Annotated in this window: 17 protein-coding genes; 8 read left to right on the top strand and 9 right to left on the bottom strand. The window is 70.9% G+C overall.

The features are described from left to right. The first annotated feature begins 194 nt into the window (after positions 1 to 194). From VLF38_RS10305 to VLF38_RS10295, 3 genes are all read left to right on the top strand, one after another. Positions 195 to 707: an RDD family protein gene (locus VLF38_RS10305; protein ID WP_325271174.1), complete on the top strand. Its 513-nt coding sequence runs from the start codon at positions 195 to 197 to the stop codon at positions 705 to 707. 125 nt (positions 708 to 832) lie between these two features. Further along, positions 833 to 1,432, top strand: a complete 600-nt coding sequence (locus VLF38_RS10300) for an RNA polymerase sigma factor (RefSeq protein WP_325271173.1) — start codon at positions 833 to 835, stop codon at positions 1,430 to 1,432. Next, the gene (locus VLF38_RS10295; protein WP_325271172.1) at positions 1,429 to 2,367 is read left to right on the top strand and encodes a hypothetical protein; all 939 of its coding nucleotides are present in this window, start codon (positions 1,429 to 1,431) and stop codon (positions 2,365 to 2,367) included. The genes VLF38_RS10300 and VLF38_RS10295 overlap by 4 nt, the downstream gene beginning before the upstream one ends. Positions 2,368 to 2,541: 174 nt before the next feature. On the opposite strand, the gene VLF38_RS10290 is transcribed toward VLF38_RS10295, so the two are convergent. The 3 genes from VLF38_RS10290 to VLF38_RS10280 are packed head-to-tail and all read right to left on the bottom strand — an operon-like array spanning position 2,542 to position 6,550. Continuing rightward, on the bottom strand, positions 2,542 to 5,235 hold the full coding sequence (locus VLF38_RS10290) for an ABC transporter permease (protein WP_325271171.1): 2,694 nt from the start codon (positions 5,233 to 5,235) through the stop codon (positions 2,542 to 2,544). After that, entirely contained in the window at positions 5,232 to 5,960 is a 729-nt protein-coding gene (locus VLF38_RS10285) for an ABC transporter ATP-binding protein (RefSeq protein WP_325271170.1), read from the bottom strand. Before VLF38_RS10285 ends, VLF38_RS10290 begins: the two co-directional genes overlap by 4 nt. Next, positions 5,957 to 6,550, bottom strand: a complete 594-nt coding sequence (locus VLF38_RS10280) for a PadR family transcriptional regulator (RefSeq protein ID WP_325271169.1) — start codon at positions 6,548 to 6,550, stop codon at positions 5,957 to 5,959. Before VLF38_RS10280 ends, VLF38_RS10285 begins: the two co-directional genes overlap by 4 nt. A gap of 53 nt (positions 6,551 to 6,603) precedes the next feature. On the opposite strand from VLF38_RS10280, the gene VLF38_RS10275 reads away from it, so the two are divergent. From VLF38_RS10275 to VLF38_RS10265, 3 genes are all read left to right on the top strand, one after another. Beyond that, complete coding sequence (locus VLF38_RS10275; protein WP_325271168.1) at positions 6,604 to 6,780, top strand: hypothetical protein; 177 nt, start codon at positions 6,604 to 6,606, stop codon at positions 6,778 to 6,780. Then, the gene (locus tag VLF38_RS10270; protein ID WP_325271167.1) at positions 6,752 to 7,666 is read left to right on the top strand and encodes a serine protein kinase RIO; all 915 of its coding nucleotides are present in this window, start codon (positions 6,752 to 6,754) and stop codon (positions 7,664 to 7,666) included. The genes VLF38_RS10275 and VLF38_RS10270 overlap by 29 nt, the downstream gene beginning before the upstream one ends. Positions 7,667 to 7,765: 99 nt before the next feature. Continuing rightward, the gene (locus VLF38_RS10265) at positions 7,766 to 8,275 is read left to right on the top strand and encodes a hypothetical protein (protein WP_325271166.1); all 510 of its coding nucleotides are present in this window, start codon (positions 7,766 to 7,768) and stop codon (positions 8,273 to 8,275) included. Positions 8,276 to 8,357: 82 nt separating this feature from the next. On the opposite strand, the gene VLF38_RS10260 is transcribed toward VLF38_RS10265, so the two are convergent. From VLF38_RS10260 to VLF38_RS10240, 5 genes are all read right to left on the bottom strand, one after another. Next, complete coding sequence (locus tag VLF38_RS10260) at positions 8,358 to 10,535, bottom strand: 3-hydroxyacyl-CoA dehydrogenase NAD-binding domain-containing protein (protein WP_325271165.1); 2,178 nt, start codon at positions 10,533 to 10,535, stop codon at positions 8,358 to 8,360. A 29-nt stretch (positions 10,536 to 10,564) separates the two neighbouring features. Next, positions 10,565 to 11,776, bottom strand: a complete 1,212-nt coding sequence (locus tag VLF38_RS10255; protein WP_349255579.1) for an acetyl-CoA C-acetyltransferase — start codon at positions 11,774 to 11,776, stop codon at positions 10,565 to 10,567. A 211-nt stretch (positions 11,777 to 11,987) separates the two neighbouring features. Further along, positions 11,988 to 13,571, bottom strand: a complete 1,584-nt coding sequence (locus tag VLF38_RS10250; RefSeq protein ID WP_325271164.1) for an acyl-CoA carboxylase subunit beta — start codon at positions 13,569 to 13,571, stop codon at positions 11,988 to 11,990. Next, a complete protein-coding gene (locus tag VLF38_RS10245; protein ID WP_325271163.1) occupies positions 13,568 to 14,173 on the bottom strand; it encodes a TetR/AcrR family transcriptional regulator in 606 nt (201 codons plus the stop codon). The genes VLF38_RS10250 and VLF38_RS10245 overlap by 4 nt, the downstream gene beginning before the upstream one ends. A gap of 46 nt (positions 14,174 to 14,219) precedes the next feature. Then, a complete protein-coding gene (locus VLF38_RS10240) occupies positions 14,220 to 14,768 on the bottom strand; it encodes a TIGR03086 family metal-binding protein (RefSeq protein ID WP_325271162.1) in 549 nt (182 codons plus the stop codon). Positions 14,769 to 14,814: 46 nt separating this feature from the next. On the opposite strand from VLF38_RS10240, the gene VLF38_RS10235 reads away from it, so the two are divergent. Then, complete coding sequence (locus tag VLF38_RS10235) at positions 14,815 to 15,711, top strand: NAD(P)H-binding protein (RefSeq protein WP_325271161.1); 897 nt, start codon at positions 14,815 to 14,817, stop codon at positions 15,709 to 15,711. A 57-nt stretch (positions 15,712 to 15,768) separates the two neighbouring features. Here the strand turns inward: VLF38_RS10235 and VLF38_RS10230 are convergent, their stop codons facing one another. Next, positions 15,769 to 16,455, bottom strand: coding sequence for a type II CAAX prenyl endopeptidase Rce1 family protein (locus VLF38_RS10230; protein WP_325271160.1), 687 nt, complete (start codon positions 16,453 to 16,455; stop codon positions 15,769 to 15,771). A 31-nt stretch (positions 16,456 to 16,486) separates the two neighbouring features. Here VLF38_RS10230 and VLF38_RS10225 point away from each other — a divergent pair, with 31 nt between their 5' ends. Next, positions 16,487 to 17,353, top strand: coding sequence for a prephenate dehydratase (locus VLF38_RS10225; RefSeq protein WP_325271159.1), 867 nt, complete (start codon positions 16,487 to 16,489; stop codon positions 17,351 to 17,353). The last annotated feature ends 102 nt before the right edge of the window (positions 17,354 to 17,455 follow it).

Below are 17,455 nucleotides of genomic sequence, written 5' to 3'. Positions count from 1 at the left end.
TACAGGGTGTCCCACCCACTTAGAAACAGTCAAGCCTGACTTTTACTGATGCGCTCGTGCGCCGAGGCGGCCCGAACCTGCACGCGATGTACGCCGAGGCGGCGTGAACCTGCACGCGATGCACGCCGAGGCGGCGTGAACCTGCAGGGTTCGCATCGGCTGCGCACGCAGGCCCGACGTGAGAAGGTGCGGCCATGACCGAGCAGCCCCTCCCGTACGGCGCGCCCGCCCCGCAGCCCACCTCGACGTACGCCACGTGGGGCGACCGCGCCCTCGCGACGCTGTGGGACCTCGTCTACCTCTGGCCGGCGTTCGTGACGATGCTGGCCGGCGTCGTGCTGCTGACGCTCGGCATCGCCAGCAGCAGCGACTACGACACCGACGGCGCCGCCACGGCGATGCTCTTCGCCGGTGTCATCGCCATCCTGGTCGGCTATGTCTGGCTCTTCGTCCGGCAGGTCCGCAACTACGTCGTGCGCCAGGGCCGCACCGGCCAGACCTGGGGCAAGGCGAAGAAGGGCCTCTGGGTCGTCGACGAGAACACGGGCGCCGCGCCCGGCTGGGGCAGCTGCCTGGGCCGGTGGCTGCTGCACGCGCTCATCAACCAGGCCGTCTACCTCGACTACCTCTGGCCGCTGTGGGACAAGCCGAAGGTGCAGACGCTGACGGACAAGGTCCTGACGACCGTGGTGGTCAAGCGCGCCTGACAGCCAGCTGTAAAGCGGAGTTGCCTGCACTTCGGCGCCCGCACACGGGCGCCGAAGTGCACATAAGGGCGCGGTAGTCGGCGGCGCGCGTGAACACGATCGCCTCGAAGTGCGATGGACTGGTCATGAGATCCCACGACCTGGCCCTGAGCCCACCGGAGGACCCCGTGCAGCCAGCTGACGACCACGCGGTCATCGCGCTGTCGCTGACGCACCCGGACGCCTTCGGCACCCTCTTCGAGCGCCATTCACGCGAGCTGCACCGCTTCCTGGCCCGCCGGCTCGGCGACCTCGCCGACGACCTGCTCGGCGAGCTCTTCGTCACCGCCTTCGAACAACGCCACCGCTACCGGGCCGAGCTCGCCGACGCCCGTCCCTGGCTCTACGGCATCGCAGCCAACCTGGTCCGCCGGCACCATCGCGCCGAGGCGACCCGCTACCGCGCCCTTGGCCGTACGCCGCTCGCGCTCGTCTCGCCCGACGCGTCCCACGATGCCGTCGCTCTCGCCGACGCGAGCACCCTGCGCCCACGACTCGCCGCAGCACTCGGAGAGCTCAAGCCGGCCGACCGCGACGTGCTCCTCCTCCTGGCCTGGGCCCAGCTCGACCAGACCGAGGTGGCCGCCGCCCTCGGCATCCCCCTCGGGACCGTGCGGTCCCGCCTCCACCGGGCGCGCCAGCAGCTGCGCCCCGTCCTCGACGACCTGCAGGGAGAACTGCGATGAACGACCTCGACCTCCTCGACACCTTCGGCCCCTCGGCCGTGGAGCCCAGCGACACCACGCTCGCTGCCGCCCGCGCCCGCCTCGCTGCCGCGATCGACGCGCCCTCCCCCGCCGTACGCCGGACCCGCCGGCTGCCGCTCCTCGTCGCCGCCTCGGTGGTCGCTGCAGGCGCCGTCGGCGTCGCCGTGACCCCTGCGCTGGTGGGCTCCGACGACTCGATCGCCCTCGCCGCCGTCGACCCGCTGACCTTCCCCTGGACGCCGGCCACGGTGCCCGCGGGGCTCGGGGACCCGGTCTTCGACAAGGACCTCGGCCACTTCGGGGTGGTCTACGGCGAGAGCGGAAGCGGCTTCAGCATCTTCACGCAGATCGAGAGCGACTGGGACCTGCCGTCGAACGCCCGTGACGCCGAGGTCAACGGCGAACCGGCCAAGGTCTTCGAGCGGGAGCGCAACGGCGCCCCCGCGGTCACCGTCGCCTGGGAGGACGACACCGAAGGCGAGACGTGGGTGACCGGCAGCGGCCCCTACGCCGAGCCCGACACGGTGCTCTCCTTCGTCGAGGCACTGCGGGAGAAGCCGCAGCCCGTCGACCTGAGCCTCACCGTCGCTCCGTCCGGCTGGATGCCGACGTTCTACAAGGCAGATCGCATCCTGACGCTCACGCAGTCGGGCGAGTACGGCCCCGAGCGGCTGACCGTGGCGCTGCTCGACCAGCTCACCGCGGACTTCGCCGGCGCGTACGCAGCCACCGGCGTGGAGCGGACGACGATCGACGGCCGGCCCGCCACGTTCGGCCAGCAGGAGACCGACGGCGGCACGCAGTGGGTGCTGGAGGCGACGGCTCGCGATGGGCAGCCGTTCCAGGTCCAGGCGCCGGGCGCCCTCACGGAGGCGCAGCTGCTGGGGATCGCCGCCGGCGTCCGACACCGCTGATCCGCCCGCCGCCGGCGGGAACGCGCTGTACTCGTGGCCCCTGCGCCTCTGCAGAGGCGCGGTGACCACGACAAGGGCGCGGAGGCAAGGTGAAAGCCGACGCGGGCGAGGCCCTCCCCCGAGGAGCCCCGCCCGCGTCGTGTCCATGCCCCCGCTGGTCCGGGTGCAGCGCGCTCAGTCGATGCGCGCCACCAGCGGGAGCCGCGACCGGGCGCAGAGCCCGACCACGAGTGCGGTGAGGAGCGGGAGCCCCACGACGACGCCGAGGATCAGCAGCCACGGGATGTCGAGGTAGTGGCTGGGAGCTCCGTACTCCCATGAGTGCCCCGTCATCGGCCACGTGGCCGCGATGCCCGGCACGAGGCCGACCAGCGCACCCAGCACTGCTCCGACCCCGCCGACGACGAGGGCGTAGCAAGCCGCCACCAGGCGTCGTTCCCGCGGAGCCGCACCGACGGCCGAGAGCGTGGCGAGGTCGGGCGCCGCGTCGGAGAGCGCGAGGAAGGTCGCCGTCAGCGTGCCGCCGACCATCAGCAGCCCACCGACCGCGGCCAGCACGAGGAGCATCAGGAGCGTCTCCCGGCTGTCGCTGTAGCCACGCTCGACGTACATCCCGGCGTCGGGCACGCCGGCCGCTCCGAGCGCCGCCTCCAGCGCCTGCTCCTCGGCCTTCGACACCGGGCCCGGCACCGAGATCGCCACCTGCTCGACGGGTACCCCGAAGCGCGCGGCCATCGCGGTCGGCAGGATGCCGGTCGTGCGGGCGTGGTCCACCTCGACCACGGTCGCGGGCACGGTGACGCCGGGACCGGACTTGCCCCGGCCGTAGCCGTCGTACTTCCAGGTCTCCAGCACCGCGGAGGTGAGGTCGACGTCGGGGGCCGGGAGGTCCATCTCCTTCGCCATCGCGGCCGCGTCGCCATCGGTGAAGAGGACGAGCTTGCCGGCGGCGAGCGCAGTCGACGCCTCCTTCCGCTCGTCGGCATCCACGATGCCGAGGTCGGCGTCCGGCACCGTGTCGGAGACGACCCACTGCCCGTAGTCGCTGCTCCAGCCGCTGAGCAGCCCGGGCCCGTCACCCTCCTCGAGGCTGAGGGTCGTAGCGGGGCCGCCCATGCCGTCCTCCAGACGCAGGCCACGGACGACGCTCGCCCCGGGGAAGGCCTTCAAGGTGACCTCGTCGACCTTCTTCCAGACCTCCGGTCGGGCGGAGGGCTCGTAGGAATCGGTGCCGTAGCTGACGTAGCCAGCGCCGAGCGCGGCCGACGGCTGGTACGTCTCGCGCGACTGCTCCGCGTCGCTGGCGTTGGCGATGCCGAGGGCGACGACTCCGGTCACCGTCGCCATCACCGCTCCGATGGCCGGCACGGTGCGCGCACGGTGCCGTGCAGCATCGCGCGCCGCGTAGCGCAGCGGCAGCGGCGCCCGGCCGGCGAACCGGCTGACCAGCGCGACCACCGGCGAGAGCAGCAGCACCGCGCCCACGACGACCAGGACGGCGGAGCCGGCGACCCAGACCTCGCCCCACATGTTCTGGCGCGTGCCATGCACCGCCACGCCGACGCCCGCAGCGAAGAGTGCGGCGCCGACCACCGGCGACGCCTTGCTCGGAGCGCGGTCGCCACGACGGCCGGCGAGCACCTTCACGACGTCCTGGCGCGAGGCGATCCAGGCAGGCACGAACGCCGCGACCACGGCGCTGATCCAGCCCAGCAGCGCGATGCCGAGCAGCTGGGTCCAGACCAGGTCGAAGGGACCGAAGACGGACTTGTCGAAGTGCTGGGCGATCGGTACGCCGAGGCGCCCGACGAGGATGCCGCCGAGCAGGCCGATGCCTGCCGCGATGCCACCCAGGACGACGGCGGTGGCCAGCACCGCCCGGCGTACCTGTGCGGGTGTGCCGCCGGTCGCGGCGACCTGGGCGAGGTGGCGCTGCATGCGCCGGGCACCGACGGCGAACGCCGGACCGGCGAGCAGGATCACCTCGAGCAGCGCCATCGTCACGACCAGCACCACCGTCGCGGCGATCATCCGGTCGTCGTAGTCGTCGTACGCGAGTTCCTCGGGGAGCTGGCTCTTCGACGGCGGGTCGGCGACGACGTCGCGGCTGAGCACCTGCACGCCGATCGCGTTGAGCGCGCGGACCTGGGTCCAGTCGACCCCGCCCTCGGTCTCGACGAGATAGTTGTCGACATTGTGCGAGAGCCGCTGGCGCGGGTCCGCTGTGAGGCTGCCCGGGAATGCCCAGGCAGACGGCTCACCGCGGTAGCCCGCGTCCTCGGCCTCGCCGACGACCTCGAGCCCCTTCGCACCCGGCAGGTCGAGGGTGTCGCCCATCGCAACGCCCCGGTCCACCAGCTCCTGGTTGACCAGGATCTCGCCCGTGCGCTCGGGGACACGGCCCGACGTCAGCTCCCACATGCCGTCGAACGCGGGCTCCCGCAGGTCGGCCGACATCACGGAGACGTTGACGAGGCGACTGTCGAGGACCGTGTTGACCCAGTCCTGGCGCCAGGGCACCAGCTTCGTGTCGGGCCCGAGCACGTCCGCGATGTCGGCCGGAGTGGCCGCCCGGTCGGGTCCACCGTCCTCGTCACCGGCCCAGCCGCCCCCGTCGTGCGGGTCCGCGCCCTGGATGACGCGGCCGCCGGCCTGCACCTCCAGGAGCGCGTCGGCCGTGCCGATCCGGCGGTCCAGCCCCTCGACGGTGTTGACATCAGCGGTCGAGATGACCGCGTGCGCCGCCGTCACGCCCAGCACCGGCAGCGCGATCATGACCAGGATCAGCGCGGAGCGCCCCTTGTTCCGCAGGACGTCACGCCACGCGATGCGCAGCAGCACCCGCCAGCCGGTGAGCGGCCCGTTCACCGCGCACCGTCCACCGCGAGCAGGTCCTCGGGACCCGACGTACGGCCCGACTCGTCGACGACGACGCCGTCGCGGAGGAAGACCACGCGGTCGGCCCAGCCCGCGTGCCGGGGCTCGTGGGTGACCATGACGACAGCGGCGCCGGCGTCGCAGCGGGAGCGGAGCAGCTGCAGGATCTCCTCGCCCGTGGCGGTGTCGAGGGCGCCCGTCGGCTCGTCCGCGAGGATCAGGCGACGCTCACCGACCAGCGCACGAGCGATGGCGACGCGCTGCTGCTGACCACCCGACATGTCATCGGGGAACCGGTCCGCAGCGGCGGCGACGCCGACCTCCTCCAGCGCAGCCAGCGCTTCCTTCCGCGCCACGGCAGAGCTCACCCCGTCGAGCTCGCGCGGCAGGGCGACGTTCTCCAGTGCCGTCAGCGCCGGCACGAGGTTGAAGTCCTGGAAGACGTAGCCCACCGCCGTACGCCGCAGCTTCGCGCGCTGCGCGACGGAGAGGCCGACGAGCGAGCGTCCCTCGACGATGACGTCGCCGGAGGTGGGCAGGTCGAGGCCGCCGGCGAGGTGGAGCAGCGTCGACTTGCCCGAGCCCGAGGGGCCCATGACCGCGACGAGCTCTCCGGGGGCGGCGGTGACGGTGACCCCACGGAGGGCGTGGACCTCGGCGGCGCCGCTGCCGTGGACGCGGGTGACGTCGGCAAGGGTCAAGATCGGAGCAGTCATCGCGTTGCCTCCTCGGCGACGGTGGAGAGGGACGTGGCGCGGCGCGCAAGTCGCGCCTCGCAGTGGTCGAGCCAGCGGATCTCCGCCTCGGCGTTGAAGATGAGGGAGTCGAGGACCAGGCTCCAGGCCAGGTCGGCCGGCTCCTCGGTCCCCACGTCCCGCTTGAGGCGGGTGTAGTCGTGGAGGGCGTTCATCGTCGCGGTGCGCTGGCGCTGGACGAGGCTCGCGACATCCACTCCGGGGATGGTCACCGCGATGGCCAGCTTGATCGCCAGCTCGTCGCGCGGCGGCTCGCCACGGCCGACCGGCTCGTCGAACCACGTCGCCACCTCGACGCGGCCGTCGGTCGTGATGGCGTAGCGGCGCTTGCCGCCGTCGCCGTTGGTCTCGCTGTCGGCATCGACCTGGCCCTCCTCCGAGGAGGCAGCCTCGATCATGCCGTCGCGCTCCAGGCGCGCCAACGTCGTGTAGACCTGCCCGATGTTGAGCGGCCACGTGGAGCCGGTGCGCCCCTCGAACTCGGTGCGCAGCTGGTAGCCGTACATCGGCCCCTGCTCCAGCAGCGCCAGCAGTGCGTGTCGTACTGACATCTCTTCCCCCTTCCGGAACCCCGGTGGATGCATACTAGGTATGCATACCGAGTATGCGCAAGAAAATCAGTGGCACGGCGTGGCGCCGGCGTCGTACGGTCGGCCTCTCGCTCCGCCAGGAGCTGCCCGAAAGGAGAAGTGACATGTCCATCGCTGTCTTCGGCCTCCCCGCCGACCACCACTTCTCCCGCAGGAGCACCCATGCAGCTCGAGGAGCTCTCCTCACCTGAGCCGTCGCACCCCCGCGACAGGTTCGCCGGCATCGACCCGGCCTTCATCACCTCCTTCGTCCCGTACGACGAGGGCGATCCCGACAACGACGACGCACTCGGCCCGGGGCGCCGATGGTCCACGTGGCTCGACGTCGACCCCCTCTGCCGCGGACCCGAGCCCCGACCTTCCTGGGTCGTGACCAGCCAGGGCGCCATCGACACCGAGCTCGGCGTCCTCAAGTCCGGCAAGGAGGCCGACGCCTTCCTGCTCGAGCGCGCCGACCCGCACGATCCTGACCAGGCCACCGTGATGGTCGCCAAGCGCTACCGGACCAGCGACCACCGCAGCTTCCACCGCTCGGCGGCCTACACCGAGGGCCGGTCGACGAAGCGGAGCCGCGACGAGCGCGCCCTCAAGCGGAAGTCGACCTGGGGCCGCACCGTCGCGAACGCCGAGTGGGCGGGCGCCGAGTGGAGCGCCCTGGTCCGCTGCTGGCAGCTGGGCCTCCCCGTGCCCTACCCGGTCCAGCTCGACGGCACCGAGCTGCTGATGGAGTGGATCAGCGTCGAGGGCGACGACGGGCCCGAGACCGCGCCCCGGCTCGCCCAGACCCGGCCCGGTCACGACGTCCTGGAGAGCTACTACGAGCAGCTCCGCGACGCGCTCCACACGCTCACCCAGGCCGGCCTCGTCCACGGCGACCTGTCGGCGTACAACCTGCTGGCCGCGGGCGAGCGGCTGGTCGTGATCGACCTCCCGCAGGTCGTGGACCTGGTCGGCAACGCGGCGGGCATGGAGTTCCTGCTCCGTGACTGCACGAACGTCTGCGGGTGGTTCCGCAGCCGTGGCCTCGCCGTCGATCCCCAGGACCTGTACGCCGAGCTGGTGGCACATGCCTTCTGAGCCCGGCCGCGCGGCAACTGGTCCTGAAACCGCGTCGACAGGCCGGATCTGGCCTCGTTCAGGACCAGTTGTTGCGCGGGACGTGGTTGACTCCCCGCCATGCACCTGACCACTTCCGCCCTCGGCCTCGCCCTCCTCACCTCGGCCTTCGGGCTGACCGCGTGCGGAGGCGGCAGCGACGACGAGATCGCGATCGCCGCCCTGGGCTCGCAGATCGCCTTCCAGCTCCCGGCCGAGCAGGCCGAGTGCACCGCGAAGCAGATCGTCGAGACCATCGGCGTGGACGAGCTCACCAAGGCGGGTGCGCTCACCGAGGAGCACATCGCGCAGCTCAACGGCCAGTTCGACAAGGACGTCGCCACGAAGATCGCCGACGCCACCGTCGACTGCTGGGACTGGCGCAAGAACACCGAGGCCTGGGCATCGTCCTACCCCACCGCCGACTCCGCCGCGTGGGACAAGTACGTCGCCTGCGCCGAGAAGCTCGACGACGAGCTGCACGCCTCGGTCCTGGCAGCCAACCTCAAGGGGGCATCCGCTGCGCCTCGTGATGCCTTCGGCAAGGCGCAGGAGAAGTGCCGCAAGGTGCTCGGCCCGGCCGCCAACTGAGCGCGCCGCCGGAACCCGGGTCTGAAGACGCCGAAACCCGGGTTCCGGCGGACCAGAACCCGGGTTTCGGGTGTGCTGTGGATCAGGCGGGGAAGGACTCGCCGTTCTTCGCCATCTCGCGCAGCTTCGCGGTCGGGCGGAGCTGCTCGCCGTACGTGTCGGCCAGCTCGTCGGCGCGCTTGATGAACGCCTCGATGCCGTAGGTGCCGTCAGCGGCGTCGTAGCCGGTGATGAACTGCGCGGCGCCACCGGTCAGCGGCGGGAAGCCGATGCCGAAGATCGAGCCGATGTTCGCGTGGGCGGCGGACGTGACGACACCCTCCTCGAACGTCTTGGCCGTCTCGATGGCCTCGCGGAACATCATGCGGTCGCGCATGTCCTGGATCGGGTACTGCTCGTCCGCGAGCGGGAAGAGCTCGGCGACGACCGGCGAGATCGAGCCGCGCTTGCCGTCGACGTACTCGTAGAAGCCCGCGCCCTTGAGCTTGGACGGACGACCGGCCTCAATCATCTTGTTGACGACCTTCTCCGTCGTGGTCAGCTCCTCCTGGCCGAGCGCAGCGCGCGTGGCCGTGGCGATCTTGACCATGAGCTCCATGTTGAGCTCGTCGGTGATCTGGAGCGGGCCGACCGGGAAGCCGGCCGACGTGGCAGCGCGCTCGATCGAGAGCGGGTGCTGACCCTCGAGCAGGAGCGCGAGGCCCTCCTCGATCTGGGTGCCGATGACGCGCGAGGTGTAGAAGCCACGCGAGTCGTGGGCGATCATCGGGGTCTTCTTGATCAGCAGCGTGATGTCGTACGCCTGGGCGAGCGACTCGTCCGACGTCTCGCCACCGCGGATGATCTCGACCAACGGCATCTTGTCGACGGGCGAGAAGAAGTGCAGGCCGATGAAGCGGGCCGCGTTGCCCTCGCCGTCGATGCCCTTGGCGAGCTCGGTGATCGGCAGGGTCGAGGTGTTGGAGCAGAGCAGGGCGTTCGGCGCGAGGAACGGGATGACCTCGTTGAAGACCTTCTGCTTGAGCTCGACGTTCTCGAAGACCGCCTCGACGACGGTGTCGCAGTCCTTGGCGTCCGCCGGGTCGATGGTCGGCGTGATCCGGTTGAGGATCTCGTCTGCCTTCTCCTGGGTGAGCTTGCCGCGCGAGACGGCCTTCTCGTTGATGGCGGCCGTGTAGGCCTTGCCCTTCTCGGCGGCCTCGATGGTGACGTCCTTGAGGACGACCTCGACACCCGCGCGCGCCAGGACGTAGGCGATGCCCGCGCCCATCATGCCCGCGCCGAGGACGATCGCCTTCTGGGGAACGTACTTCTCGACGCCCTCCGGACGCTCCTTGCCCGCGTTGATCGAGCCGAGGTCGAAGAAGAACGCCTGGATCATGTTCTTCGCCTGCTGCGAGGTGACCAGCGAGGTGAAGTAGCGCGACTCGATGCGCGAGGCGGTGTCGAAGTCGACCTGCAGGCCCTCGGTGGCAGCCGCGAGGATCGCCTTCGGGGCCTTGTAGTCAGCCTGCTTGATCTGCTTCTTCAGCATCGGCGCGAACGCCGGCAGCATGCCCGCGAGCGACGGGTGCGCGGGGGTGCCACCCGGGATCTTGTAGCCCTTGGTGTCCCACGGCTGGGCCCACGCCTCGGGGTTGGCCTTGATCCACGCCTTGGCGGCCGGGATCAGCTCGTCCTGCGTGGCGACGATCTCGTTGACCAGGCCCTTGGCCTGGGCAGCGGCCGGCTTGAACTCCGTGCCCTGGCCCAGGATCTCCATGAGCGCGGTCGCCAGGCCGAACATGCGGGTGATGCGCGTGACGCCACCGCCGCCGGGCAGCAGGCCCAGCTTCACCTCGGGGAGGCCGATGGAGTACTTGCCGTCGACCGCGATGCGGTAGTTGGCGGCGAGCGCGATCTCGAGGCCACCGCCGAGCGCGGCGCCGTTGATGGCAGCGACGACGGGCTTCTGGAGGAGCTCGAGCTTGCGCAGGCTCGCCTTGACGCCCTCGACCATGTCGAAGACTTCCTGGGCGTTCTCCTTGCGGATGGCCATCATGCCCTTGAGGTCACCGCCGGCGAAGAAGGTCTTCTTCGCGGAGGCGATGACGACGCCGGTGATCTTGTCGGCGTCGGCGACGAGCTGGTTCACAGCAGCGTCCATCGAGCTGACGTACAGCTCGTTCATCGTGTTGGCCGACTGGTTGGGGTCGTCCAGGGTCAGCGTGGCGATGCCGTCGGCATCGATCTCAACGCGAACAGCGGTCTGCTCAGTCATGTCTGTGTCTTTCCTTCTCAGTCCGCTGCTCAGAGAGCTTCGACGATGGTCGCGATGCCCATGCCGGCACCGATGCAGAGCGTGGCCAGGCCGTAGCGCTTGCCCTGGCGCTGCAGCTCGTCGACGAGCGTGCCGAGGATGATCGCGCCGGTGGCACCGAGCGGGTGACCCATGGCCATGGCGCCGCCGTTGACGTTGGTGACGTCCTGGCTGATGCCCATGTCCTTCATGAAGCGGAGGGCAACAGCGGCGAACGCCTCGTTGATCTCCCACAGGTCGATGTCCTCGACCGTCAGGCCGGCCTTCTCGAGCGCCTTGTACGCCGCCGGGGCAGGACCAGTGAGCATGATCGTCGGCTCGGAGCCGATGACGGCGGTGGCGACGATGCGGGCCTTGGGGGTCAGGCCGTGCTTCTTGCCCGCCTCCTCGGAGCCGATCAGCATCAGCGAGGCACCGTCGACGACGCCGGAGCTGTTGCCGCCGTGGTGGACGTGGTTGATCTTCTCGAGCTGGGTGTACTTCGACAGCGCGACGTCGTCGAAGCCGGCGTCGACGCCCATGGCGACGAACGACGGACGGAGGCCGCTCAGGCCCTCCACGGTCGTGTCCGGGCGGATGGTCTCGTCCGTGTCGAGAACGACGAGGCCGTTGGCGTCGGTCACCGGAACGACGCAGTCGTCGTAGTAGCCGTTGGCCCAGGCCTTGGCAGCGCGCTGGTGCGACTGGGCGGCGAGGGCGTCGCAGTCCTCACGACTGAAGCCGTCGAGGGTGGCGATCAGGTCGGCGGAGACACCCTGCGGCACGAAGTACGTGTCGAGCGAGGTCTTCGGGTCCATGGCCCAGGCGCCACCGTTGGAGCCCATCGGCACGCGGCTCATCGCCTCGACGCCACCGGCGAGGATCAGGTCCTCCCAGCCGGAGCGGACGCGGGCCGCAGCCTGGTTGACGGCCTCGAGCGCGGAGGCGCAGAAGCGGTCGATCTGGACGCCGGCGACGGACTCGGCGAGGCCGGCCTTCACGGCGGCGACGCGTGCGATGTCGGAACCCTGGTCACCGATCGGCGTGACGCAGCCGAGGATGACGTCGTCGATGCCGGCGGTGTCGAGGCCCTCGTTGCGCTCCTCGATCGCCTTCATGAGCGTGACGACGAGGTCGATCGACTTCACCTCGTGGAGCGAGCCGGTCTTCTTGCCACGGCCACGCGGCGTACGCACGTGGTCGTAGATGAATGCTTCAGCCATCAGGGTTCCTCACTGAGTGGATTGGTACACCGTGTACCCGGTGAATGGTAGCCCCACCTCCGCGGAAGGTGTACCCGTGCTTCCGGTCACATCTCCGAGCCCTGGAGATCGAGCGTCGCGCATGCGTGACCACAAGGCCCACTTCGGCGCACCACAAGCCACACTTCGGCGCCGAGGTGGGGCTTGTGGTCACGCGAGCCTGGCCTTGTGGTCAGGCCGGCGCGATCGTACGGCGCTTGCCGGGCACGCGGGGAGCGCGACGGGGCACCACCCGGGCGAACGTCTCGATCAGCAGGCGCCGGGTCTGGCTCGGGAGCACCACGTCGTCGATGCCGAAGCCGTCGGCACCGAGCAGCGGGTCGATGTTGGCCCGCATCAGCTCGATGAACTCCGCCCGCTTCTTCTCCGGCTCGGGGTCGTCGAGGTAGACGGACTTGAAGGCGATGTCGACCGCGCTCTCGACCGGGATCGCGCAGAGCTCGGCGGTCGGCCAGGCCAGGCTCAGGTCCGCGTCGATGCTGCGGCCGCCACCCATCACGACGTACGCCGCGCCGTACGCCTTGCGGGTGGTGATCACCACGCGGGGGACCGTCGCGTTGGCCAGTTCGAAGGCGATGCGCGCGCTGCGGCGTACGAGCCGGCTCTCCTCGGCCGCCGTGCCGACCTGGAAGCCGGGCATGTCGATGAGGACGACGACCGGCAGGCCGAAGGTGTCGCAGACCGCGACGAAGCCGCCGAGCTTCTCCGACGCGGGGCCGTCGATGGCGCCGCCGAAGACCTGCGGCTGGTTGGCGACGATGCCGACGGGACGGCCGGCGAGACGGACGAAGGCACAGACCATGTTGGGGGCGTAGCCGGGCTTGATCTCGAAGACCGTCTCGTCGTCGGCGAGCCCCTCGATGACGTCGCGGACGTCGTAGGCCTGGCGCATGTTTGCCGGGATCAGGGTGTCGAGGCGGTCGGCGAGGTGGCCGGGACCGGCATCGGTGTCGCCGAGGTTCTGCGCGCCGTCCTGCCAGGAGGGAAGGTAGGAGAGGTAGAGCCTGATCGCGTCGAGCGCCTCGTGCTCGTCGTCGACGGCGAGGTCGACCACGCCGCGGCGGGCGCAGTTGTCGGCCCCGCCGAGCTCCTCGTTGGTCGCCTCCTCACTGGTGCCGTTCTTGACCAGGAAGTCACTGGAGAGGCCCATCGTGCCCTGGCCCCGGACGATGACCACGAAGTCGCAGCAGGCCGCCAGGTTGCCCGGGGCCCCGAAGCCGGGCCCGAGCATCGCGGAGACCAGCGGGACGTAACCGGAGAGGTCGCACATCTTCATCAGCAGCTCGGAGCCGGGGGCCGCGAGACGCGAGTCGAGCGCCTCCTGCATCCGGTGGCCGCCTCCATCGTGGAGCAGCACCATCGGGATCCGGTCGTGGAGCGCCCGGTCGGCGATCCGCATGACCTTCGCCATCCCGACCGCACCGTTGCTGCCGCCGAGCACCGTGAAGTCGAACGCCGCGATCGCGACCGGGCGGCCGTCGACGTACCCGATGCCGGTGATGACGCCGTCGGCCGGCGCCACGAGCGGCGCGGACCCGTTGTTGGACGGGCCAGGCCCGGCGAGACCTCCGAACTCGACGAACTCCTCGCCTGCCAGGTAGGCGATCCGCTCGCGCGCGGTCAGCTTGCCGCGGGCGTGCTGCTTGGCGACCTTGTCAGCGCGCGCCTCGTCGCTCAGGGCGGCCTTGGCGGCCTGCACGCGGTCGACGAGGGCCTGCTCGGCGGTCTGCGCTTCGAGGGCGACATCGGCAGTCATCGGGGATCCTCCGAGGTGGTGGTGGCGGTGAAGGTGGTCAGCAGCAGGGGCTTGAGGGAGCGCCAGTCGGCGTCGAGGTCGACATCGACGTAGAGGGCGCGTCGCATGGCGAGGCCGCGCATGGTCGCGACGGCGTGACGGCCGGCGAGCGCACCCGCCGGCGTGGTCAGCTCCGGCGCGATCGACGCGGCCAGGGCGACTCCCTCGCGATCGATGCGCTCCTCGACGGCGAGCAGGTGCTCGCGCAGGTCGGGGTTGGTCCGCGCAGCGACCCAGAGCTCGAGGGCGATGACGAAGGTCGGGCCGGCGTAGAACTGCCAGACCACGTCGAGCGCCGCCGCCACCCCGCGCCGGGGCTCGCGCTCGAGATCGGCCCGTACGTCGGCGATCCGCCGGGCGGCGAGCGCGTCGACAGCGGCTGCGACGAGCGCCGCCTTGGTGCCGAAGTGGTGCAGGTGCGTGCCCACCGAACGGCCGGCCCGCTGGCAGACCTCGGCCACGGAGACGCCGGCGTAGCCGACCTCCTCCATGAGCTCGAGCGTCGCCGCGATCAGGTCGGCGCGACTCGCTTCACGGCGTTCGGCCTGGGTCCTGCGGGTCATGGCGAGGACGGTAGCCCATTTCCGTTATGGACGTAATGTTTCTGGCTCAGACAGCGCGGCCGATGAAGGCCATCAGCTTCGTGGTCGGGTCCGCGTCGTCGGCCACCGGCGTCCGCGGCCCGTAGTGACCGCTGGAGCGCAGCGCCTCGTCCCACGGCTCCATGCCCGCGAGCATCGCCGCACAGCGCTCGGGGTCGAGCGCCTCGTCCTGACCCGTCGCCCGCGCGAGGTCCCACGTGTGGAGGAAGACGTCGCTGACGAAGAACTGCTCGACCGCCTGCGGCAGTGGGTGCTCGCCCGCGCGGCCGCGGTAGGTGACGTCGGCGCTCGCGGGATCGTCGAGCAGTGCCTGGACCTGCGCGGCGAAGACGTCCCAGGCGGCAACGGGGTCCTCGTCGACGCTCGGCCCCGGCTCGAGGCGAATGCCTGCCCCGCTCTCGAGGAACCCCGGGAGCCACTCCACCAGATGGCGTACGACGTCGCGCGCGACCCAGCCCTCGCACGGTGCCTCGTTGTCCCAGGAGTCCGGCCGTGCGCCGTGCACCCGGGCGGCGAAGGCGGCGTTGACCTGGCGGAAGGAGTCGGCGGCGCTCATGTCGTGAGCGTAGGCCTCGCTTGTCGTCGTGCGGGAGGATGACGAGGTGAGCGCCTCCCGCACCGCACTCGTCACCGGCGCGACCGGCTTCGTCGGTCGCCACCTCGTCCCCGCACTGCAGGCCGAGGGCTGGACGGTCCGCGCCCTGACGCGCCGCCCCGCGGCGTACGACGGACCCGGCGAGGTCGTCGGTGGCGACGTCTCCGACCCGGCATCGGTGGTCGAGGCACTGCGTGGCGTGGACGTCGCGTTCTACCTGGTCCACTCCCTCGACCACACCGACTACGCCGAGCGCGACGCCGCTGCGGCCCGCGCGTTCTCCGCGGCCGCGGAGGCAGCGGGGGTCGGCCAGATCGTCTACCTCGGTGGCCTCGGTGCCGACGGCGACCAGCTCTCGGAGCACCTGCGCTCGCGGCGCGAGGTCGAGCACCTGCTGGCCCGGACGTCTGTTCCCGTGACGGCGCTGCGCGCGGCCATCGTCGTCGGCGCGGGCGGCATCTCGTGGGAGATCACCCGGCAGCTGGTGAAGAACCTGCCGGCCATGATCGTGCCCCGGTGGGTCAGCACGCGGACCCAGCCGATCGCCCTCGACGACGCGGTGCGCTACCTCGTGGGCGTGGCCGGCAACCCCGCGGCGCACGGCCGCACGTTCGAGATCGGCGGCCCCGACACCCTCACCTACGAGGAGATGCTCCAGCTCGCCGCCGAGCAGATGCTCGGCCACCGCCTGCCGATCGTGCGCGTGCCCCTGCTGACCCCACGCCTCTCGTCGTACTGGCTGGCGCTGGTCACCGACATCGACACCCGCACGGGCCGCAACCTCATCGACTCGCTCGGCACGGAGGTCGTGGTCACCGACACCTCCATCCGCGACATCGTGCCCGGCACTCCCACCAGCTACGCCGAGGCCGTACGCCGCGCGCTGGCGCAGCCGCGCGGCTGACGCGGGGCTCCGGCGTCAGGTCTCGCTCGTCAGGTGCCGCTCGTGAGGTGCCGCTCGTCAGGAGAAGACGAGGGGCAGGCCGAAGAGCATCGCCAGCGCCCAGGTGACGTGGGTGATCGCGGGCCCGAGGATGCCGCCGGACGCCCGGCGCTCCAGTCCCACCACCAACCCGAGCACGAGGGCCGCCACCACGAGCAGCAGGTTGCCCGCTGCGACCGTCGTCAGGGTGTAGGCCGCGGTGGAGACGAGCACCGGTCGCCGGGGGACGGCGGCGTACACGGTGCCGCGGAAGAAGAGCTCCTCCGCGATGCCGTTGACCACCGTGACGACAGCGACGAGCGCGAGCGACCCCTCGGCGGCATGGTCGAGGACGTCGGTCACCTGGTCGGCGACGAACGGCACCGGCTGCAGCGCGACCGCCGCGACGAGGAAGCCGGCTGCCATCCCGCTGCCGATCAGGAACGGCGCCAGCACCGGCCGCCGCAGCTCGTCACGCACGAGGATCCTGCCGAGGTGGAGCCGGCCCGACGCCAGCGCGCCGATGACCCAGACGCCGGCGAGCGCGAACGTCGCCGGGTAGAACCAGACGCTGCCGGGCTCGATCCGCAGCGAGACACCCAGCAGCGCCGCGCCGACCAGGACGGTCACCATCGCCACCACCTGCCGACGCCGGAGCCCCGCGGTCGTGTCGCGCTGGTCGCGCGGGACCAGGTCCCACAGCGAACGCCGCAGCCAGGTGCGCACCGGTCCTCCTCGCCTCATGGATGATGTCTCCGTGACTGCGAAGATCATCGCCTACCAGGGCGAACCCGGCGCGAACTCCGACATCGCCTGCCGTGACGCCTACCCGGACTTCGAGCCGATGCCGTGCGCGTCGTTCGAGGACGTCTTCGCTGCGGTGCAGGAGGGGCGTGCCGAGCTCGGCATGATCCCGATCGACAACTCGCTCGCCGGCCGCGTCGCCGACATCCACCACCTGCTGCCCAAGTCGGGGCTGCACATCGTGGGTGAGTACTTCATGCCGATCCACTTCCACCTGATGGGCGTGCCCGGAGCGACTCGTGAGGGAATCCGGACCGTGCACTCGCACGTGCACGCGCTGGGCCAGTGCCGCCGGATCATCGCGGCGCTGGGTGCCCGGCCCGTGATCGCCGGAGACACCGCCGGCTCCGCGCGCGAGGTCGCGGAGTGGGGCGACCCGTCGCGCGCCTGCCTCGCCCCGCCGCTGGCCGCGTCGGTCTACGGCCTCGACGTGCTCGCCGAGAACGTCGAGGACGAGGACCACAACGCGACGCGCTTCGTCATTCTGTCGCGGGAGTACGTCGAGGCGCCGGCACCCACCTCGGACGACGAGATGGTCGTGACAACCTTCGTCTTCCGCGTGCGCAACCTGCCCGCCGCGCTCTACAAGGCGCTCGGCGGCTTCGCGACCAACGGCATCAACATGACCAAGCTCGAGGCCTACATGGTCGATGGCGAGTTCACCGCGACGATGTTCCTCGCCGACGTCGAGGGTCACCCGTCCTCGCCGGAGCTGGCCCGCGCGCTCGAGGAGCTGGAGTTCTTCACCGACGAGCTGACCGTGCTCGGCGTGTATCCCGCCGCCGAGTTCCGCATCGAGGGCGAGCACCAGCCCAAGTAGGACGCCGACGCGGCGCAAACCTGCACGCCGTCTCAGCGCTCAAGTTCTGCAGGTTTGCGCCGTCTCAGCCGGAAGAGGAACAAGGGGTGGACTTCTCGTCAG

The organism is Nocardioides sp. (genome assembly GCF_035481145.1).
Classification (GTDB): Bacteria; Actinomycetota; Actinomycetes; order Propionibacteriales; family Nocardioidaceae; genus Nocardioides.
The sequence above is the reverse complement of the archived record's forward strand: the minus strand, read 5'-3'. Positions and strand labels throughout refer to the sequence as shown.